The following is a 6,178-nucleotide window of genomic DNA, read 5'->3' as shown; positions in this document are numbered from 1 at the left end:
TGTTCCCATCCCGAACACAGAAGTTAAGCCTCTCTGGGCCGATGGTACTGCACGGGTAACTGTGTGGGAGAGTAGGTCGCCGCAGGGAATTTAATTGAAAAGCCCCACCGTACACACGGTGGGGCTTTTCACGTTTTCCATCCAATTCACCTCCTCGGTAACGTTTCGGCCCAGGTACCTAAAGAGCAATTCCTTGTCGTCTTGATTGTCCTCTCTTTGAAACCAACCGACGATGGTGTTGGTGTCGTGAGTGCCGGTATAGACGACACTATTCTCTACATGGTTGTGCAGCAGAAACTCGTTATCGCGCATCTCCTTAGCGAACCCAAAGAGCAGCATCTTTATACCCGGAATGTGGCACTTCCCCATAGCCTCTCTGACATCGGGGTAATGAGGCCTAGGTTTTCGGCAAAAATCGGCAGGCTCGGCAGGTGTTTAATAAGACGGTTCATGTAGTCGTAGAAAGGCATCTCTCTCCAGGCACCCTTCAGTGCGTTCTGGTCTTCCGCCGGGACCTCCCAGCAGGCAACCCAGCCGCGGAAGTGATCCACCCTCACGACGTCATGAGCCGAGCATGCTCTTCATGAGCCGGATCCACCAGGAGAAACTATCGTTTTTATGCTGTTCCCAGTCATAGGCCGTGCGAGCCGAAATGTTGCCCATTCTCTGCGAAGCTTTCCGGGGGAGCGCCTGCCACTTTTGCCAAAGTGTTTGGTTTCACCTGGAAGAGTTGGGGGTGTGCCCAGATCTCAGCAGCGTTCGTGTCCATGGGAAAGGGAAGTCGCCGATTATTGACGGGATTGCAAAGGGGAGGGTGGATTGGTACTATTGGGTGGTTTTAATTCCATTAAAGTGAAACCACGCGGGGAACGAGGTGATGAAATGAAAACTACCATGCTAGCAGCGATATTTTTGGCCGTCGGTCTGTCGGGATGTGCCACAAAGAGCTATGTCAGCCAGCAGCTTGATCCGGTATCCTGCCGCATCGACATTCTGGAAAACAGGGAAAAGAATCTCGATGCCCGGACCGCCGCTGCAGAGGCCCGCGCTAACCGGCTGGAAGCGCAGTTGAACGCACTGCAAAGCCAGGTCACAACCCTTCCTAAAATCCTGGACTTGAGCCCGGCCGATCGCGTCTTGCTCACCGGGAGCGCCGACCAGGCCCGTCGGGCAGCAGAAAGTGCCGACAGAGCAGACGCCGCAGCGAGGGGAGCCGCGGCTTCGGCCGCCGCCACGGAGGCTGCAGCCAAACGCGCCACCAAGGCCTTCGAACTGGGCCAGCGCAAGTAGGCACAGGCAGCGCTGACCAGCTTGCGCAGATTACCCCATGCCCCTTTTCGCGAGACGCCTTTCACTTTTGGCCGTCCTGACCGCCGTCGCCCTTTTGCTGTGTCCGGGTGGTGCAGAGATTCGTGCCGCAGCAAATGCCCCAGGGAGCCGGACCGTCCAGATCGGCAGCCTGCAAAGGTATCGGGTAAAAGGAGGCGAGTCTCTGGTGGAAATAGCCAGGAGGTTCGACCTCGGCTTTAACAGTCTGGTCGCGGCAAACCCCGGGATCGATCCATGGGTCCCAGGTAACGGCACCAGCGTCACGCTCCCAACGTCGTTTATTCTTCCACTTGTACAGGGCAGGCCTGCCATCGTCATCAACATCCCCGAGTTTCGTCTGTATTTCTTTCCCCGCTCTACAAACGCACGGGTTCGAACCTTTCCGCTGGGTATCGGCGAACAGGGGCGCACCACCCCTGCCGGTGACTACACCGTGATCGAGAAGATCGTTCATCCGGTATGGCACGTGCCGGCATCCATCCGCGCTGAGAATCGTTACGGGAGTGCAGTTGTGCCTCCGGGCCCTGAGAACCCCCTCGGGAGCCACGCCTTGCGCCTGTCTCGAAATGACCTGCTGATCCACGGCACCAACCGCCCCTATGGGATCGGCAGGAGAACCAGTCACGGCTGTTTGCGGCTGTACCCTGAAGACATCGTCACGCTGTTCAGGCTGGTTGCGCCGGGGACAACGGTCCGTATCATCGACGAGCCGGTAAAGGCCTGCCGGATCGGGAACCGGATCCTGCTGGAGGCGCACCCGCCGGTGGCAGGGACGATCTCCGTCGGCGATGCCTTGCGGCTGTTGGCCCGGAAGAGGCTGCTGACACGGGTCGACTTTGGAAAGGTGGTGCGGGTGATCGAGGAGAAGAGGGGAGTACCGTTAGATGTCACGCTGGCATTATCTGATGAGCTGGGGAAGATGCAGGGAGCGCGCTGACCCGTGGCGGGTTGCCGTACGGAAAGCGAGTCTGCCAAGACACCGAGTTCTCTGCGGGAGGCGGCATGAAAGGGATCATCGTCGGGCTTTCAGCCGGAGAAGGGGTCGTTAGGGGGAGCGATGGGAAATGTTACCGGCTCACCACCGCTGTCTGGCGGAAGGGGGGCGAGCCGGCAGTCGGGGATACCATCAGGTTCAGCGTGAGTGGCGGTGCCGTCGAGCAGCTCCGGGTAGCGGCTTTCACGGCCCATCGCGCCCGGCTGAAACGCACGCTGGATCGTGTGGAGACCAGGCTTCCTGCCCTGGTCTACGGCTGCTATGCTACGGCCTTTCTCTACGGGATCACCATGGTCATGGGAGCGATCGCTGCCTACAGCTATCGGAACAGCGGCACCGAGGAGTGGCTGGAGAGCCACTACACCTACCAGATCAGGTTGTTCTGGAAAACCTTGCCCCTGTTCCTGGCAGCGGTGCCGCTTACCTTTTACAACCGCACGGGTCCTACGTTGGTACTGCTGACCTACCTGTGGGTGATCCTGAAAAGCCTCAAGGGTTGGCGCTGCCTGGCCGAACGGAGGCCCGTGCATTGAGGCTCCTACTGGACAGGCTTCTTGGCCGGTTTCAGCGGGGTCTGCTTCCAGAAAATGCCCAGGACCTCGCGCTCCTTGGGATCAAGCTTGGCGCCCTTCTTCTCCATTTCCTGCTGGATTTTCGCCATGTTCTTGCCCGACAGGAAGGCCGCGCTGATGCGGTCCTCCGTGTGGCAGGTAACACACTTCTTGTTGATCACCTCGTGTGCCTGTTTGAACTCGCCACCGGTTACGGCTCCGAGTTTGGAACCGCTCGTCTTTGCCGGGGCCTCCCACAGAGCCCAGGCGGAGCTGAGGGTGAGGAATGTCACTGCGACGGTTAACGCTACGCTTCTTCTCATTGCGACTCCTTAGCATGCTTTGGTAGCTGATCCCGTTATCTATACCAGAGATTTCGCCGGATGTCTTCTCTTTGAACCGATACCTTAAAACTGAATTTGACAAATATAAAGTGTGAAATATCATTGGGTGTGCTTTAATTGTGTTATCCCCTGTCAGCACAGGAGCTGCCTATGCTTGCCAAAGGAACTGCCACGGTTCAGATGCTGGGCGATTTACGCCTGCTCAGGATGCAGCGCGGTCTCGCCGCCACGGTCGAAGTAGCCATCCCACCCTGCGGATTTGCGGCCAGCGTACTGGCACGCGATCTCGGACTGCCCCTGGAAAGAATCGAGGCAGTGCTGGTGAACCATCAGGGCTTTCGCCTGGACCACTGCATCAGAAGCGGTGACCGGGTTGCCTTTGTCCCCAAAGAGCACCTGGAGAAACCGCCGCACACTGGGCCACCAATCCCGCTTAACGCCAACTCCCCCTAAACAGTACTTCGCTCTCTCCGGTATCGATGTCTCACCTTCAGATGATCTTTGCGTTTTCTCATAACGTGCATCCCTGACTTGAGCGTCTGCCATTTCTGCCTGTTGCCGGCTCTGCTGACAGTGGCATACTCTCCGAGTGCCTCTGCTGCTTCTGTCAAAGCGTTTCGCAGGTATGATAAACTGCAAGGGTACGGCAAAGGGGAGGGCTCAGGACGCGCCAGACGCATACCCGCCATCCGGGGAACTCGCCGAAGGCCCCTGACCGACGGCAGGGCAGGGTGGCGCATCGCCCTGCAGACTTCGATCGTGTCGTTACGGACCCTGCCCTCGCTAAACAGGCTTCCCTGGTTTGGGCGCTGTTCAGGGATTTCACGGGGTCCGACTTCGGTCGCCTGAGTTTTACCGATCATCCCGGGGTACGCAGCCCGGAGCCTGGGCCCCATCGGTATTTGGGGAGGGAACACCCCGCCTGTTCTGGCTCCCATGGCAAGAGGAGATCGCACCATGAAACTGAAACGGATTCTGCTGGTGGAGGATAATGCCAACGATGCTGAACTGACCCTGGAGGCGCTTTCCGAGCACAACCTGGCCAACGAGGTCGACCGGGTGACCGACGGTGCCGAGGCTCTCGATTACCTGTTCCAGCGCGGAGCCTATGCCGCGCGGGAGGATGGGAACCTCGCGGTCATCCTGTTGGATCTCAAACTGCCCAAGGTGGACGGCCTTGAGGTGCTGCGCATCATCAAGTCCGACGACAAGCTGAAGTACCTCCCGGTGGTGGTGCTGACCTCATCCCGGGAGGAGAGCGACCTGGTGGAGAGCTACCGGCTCGGCGTCAACGCCTACGTAGTTAAACCGGTCAACTTCTCGGAGTTCATCAACGCCGTGCGGGAGGTCGGTGCCTTCTGGGCCATCGTGAACGAGCCGCCGCCGACCGGTAAGGGTGCCGCGCAATGAGCAGGAGCCTGCGCATTCTTCATCTGGAAGACGATCCCATGGACGCCGAACTGGTGCAGATGACGCTGGTTTCCGAGGGGATCGAGTGCGAAGTTCAGGTGGTGTCCCGGCGCGAAGAGTTCCAGGTGGCGATCGAGCGCGGCGGGATCGACCTCATTCTGGCGGACTTCGCCCTCCCCAGTTTCGATGGCATGAGCGCGCTCGGCCTGGTGCGGGCCCTGCACCCGGACCTCCCCTTTGTCTTCGTGTCGGGGAAACTGGGGGAGGAGGCGGCGATCGAGTCGCTGAAAAGCGGTGCCACCGACTACGTGCTGAAGAGCCGCCTGTCGCGCCTGGCGCCGGCGGTGCAGCGCGCCCTGACCGAGGCCAAGGAGCACGCCAAGCAGCGCAGGACCGAGCAGGCCCTGGAGCGTGCCTACGCGGAGATCGAGAAGCGCGCCGAGGATTACCGCAACCTGTTCAGCAGCATCCGGGACGTGATCGTGGTGGCCGACCAGGGGCGCAGGATCCTGCACGTGAACCAGCCTGCCCTGCGGGAGACCTTTGGCTATGAGGTCGAGGAGGTTGTGGACCGCAGCGCCGGTATACTCTACGCCGACGAGCAGGAGTTCGAGAGCCTGGGGCGCGACGTGTTCGACGTCGCCGGTTCCGTGGAAGGAAGACTCATGGAGGTGAAGTTCAAGCGCAAAAACGGGGAGATCTTCGACGGCGAGATCTACGCCCTGAAGCGCCTGGACCGCTTCGGGGTCCCGACCGGCAACATCGGGATCTGCCGGGACATCAGCGAACGCAAGAAAGCGGCGGCGGCCTTGAGGGAGAGCGAGATGCGGCACTACCAGCTGCAGCTCGAGCTGCACTACGCGGCCGAGATCCAGGCCAAGCTGCTGCCGCGCAGTTATCCGAGCATCCCGGGATTCGAACTGGTGGCCCGCTGCCTGCCGGCCAAACAGGTTGGTGGGGATTTTTACGACTGGCAGGAGGTCTCCTCCACGCTGTTCAACATCGCCCTGGGCGATGTCATGGGGAAGGGGATGGCCGCCGCCATGCTGATGGCCACCGCCCGCGCCGCGCTGCACGCGGTGACCCTGTACAACAGCCCGGGGCAGGCGCTGCACCTGGCCGAGAACTCGCTGCTCCCCGACCTTGAGAACTCGGAAAGTTTCGTGACCCTGTTCCACGGCCAGCTGGACGCCGCGCGCCGTACCCTCACCTTCGTCGATTGCGGTCACGGCTACGTCTTCGTGCGCCGTGCCGACGGAAGCGTCGAGACGCTCTCGCCGCGGGGGTTGCCGGTGGGGGTCCAGAGCGGGCAGGTGTACCAGGAGGGGACGGTCCAGTTCGCAAAAGGGGACGTCCTGGTGCTCTTCAGCGACGGCCTCATCGATGCAAATCCCCTGCTGGAACTCACCAACAAGATCCTCGCCCGTAACCTCGCCGGCCTGCACAGCGCCCAGGAGATGGTGGACCGGCTGGTGGGGCTGACCGGAATGCCGGATCCCCAGCCCGACGACATCACAGTGGTCGTGCTGCGCTGCGTCGCCTAAGCCGCG

Annotated in this window: 8 protein-coding genes, 1 rRNA gene and 1 pseudogene; 7 read left to right on the top strand and 3 right to left on the bottom strand. The window is 60.6% G+C overall.

The window, feature by feature from the left end; genetic code table 11:
• Positions 1-88, top strand: a 5S ribosomal RNA gene (gene rrf / locus GMST_RS20715); the annotation flags it as partial.
• Positions 89-90: 2 nt separating this feature from the next.
• On the opposite strand, the pseudogene GMST_RS22335 reads toward rrf, so the two are convergent.
• Positions 91-551, bottom strand: a pseudogene (locus tag GMST_RS22335) (4-alpha-glucanotransferase).
• Between the two features lie 80 nt (positions 552-631).
• Positions 632-769 (bottom strand): 4-alpha-glucanotransferase, encoded by a 138-nt coding sequence (locus GMST_RS22695; protein WP_183356615.1) that lies wholly within the window; start codon positions 767-769, stop codon positions 632-634.
• Between the two features lie 113 nt (positions 770-882).
• Here GMST_RS22695 and GMST_RS20695 point away from each other — a divergent pair, with 113 nt between their 5' ends.
• The 3 genes from GMST_RS20695 to GMST_RS20685 all read left to right on the top strand — a co-directional run bounded on the left by GMST_RS20695 (position 883) and on the right by GMST_RS20685 (position 2,856).
• Entirely contained in the window at positions 883-1,290 is a 408-nt protein-coding gene (locus GMST_RS20695; RefSeq protein WP_183356614.1) for a hypothetical protein, read from the top strand.
• 205 nt (positions 1,291-1,495) lie between these two features.
• Positions 1,496-2,266, top strand: a complete 771-nt coding sequence (locus GMST_RS20690) for a L,D-transpeptidase family protein (RefSeq protein ID WP_183356613.1) — start codon at positions 1,496-1,498, stop codon at positions 2,264-2,266.
• Positions 2,267-2,331: 65 nt separating this feature from the next.
• Complete coding sequence (locus GMST_RS20685; protein ID WP_183356612.1) at positions 2,332-2,856, top strand: DUF4870 family protein; 525 nt, start codon at positions 2,332-2,334, stop codon at positions 2,854-2,856.
• Positions 2,857-2,861: 5 nt separating this feature from the next.
• Here GMST_RS20685 and GMST_RS20680 read toward each other — a convergent pair whose 3' ends face one another.
• Positions 2,862-3,197, bottom strand: a complete 336-nt coding sequence (locus GMST_RS20680) for a cytochrome C (RefSeq protein WP_183356611.1) — start codon at positions 3,195-3,197, stop codon at positions 2,862-2,864.
• Positions 3,198-3,368: 171 nt separating this feature from the next.
• On the opposite strand from GMST_RS20680, the gene GMST_RS20675 reads away from it, so the two are divergent.
• From GMST_RS20675 to GMST_RS20665, 3 genes are all read left to right on the top strand, one after another.
• Positions 3,369-3,671, top strand: a complete 303-nt coding sequence (locus GMST_RS20675) for a MoaD/ThiS family protein (RefSeq protein WP_183356610.1) — start codon at positions 3,369-3,371, stop codon at positions 3,669-3,671.
• 504 nt (positions 3,672-4,175) lie between these two features.
• On the top strand, positions 4,176-4,628 hold the full coding sequence (locus GMST_RS20670) for a response regulator (RefSeq protein WP_183356609.1): 453 nt from the start codon (positions 4,176-4,178) through the stop codon (positions 4,626-4,628).
• Complete coding sequence (locus GMST_RS20665) at positions 4,625-6,172, top strand: SpoIIE family protein phosphatase (RefSeq protein ID WP_183356608.1); 1,548 nt, start codon at positions 4,625-4,627, stop codon at positions 6,170-6,172. The genes GMST_RS20670 and GMST_RS20665 overlap by 4 nt, the downstream gene beginning before the upstream one ends.
• The last annotated feature ends 6 nt before the right edge of the window (positions 6,173-6,178 follow it).

Source organism: Geomonas silvestris, from assembly GCF_014193515.1.
GTDB lineage: Bacteria > Desulfobacterota > Desulfuromonadia > Geobacterales > Geobacteraceae > Geomonas > Geomonas silvestris.
The sequence above is the reverse complement of the archived record's forward strand: the minus strand, read 5'-3'. Positions and strand labels throughout refer to the sequence as shown.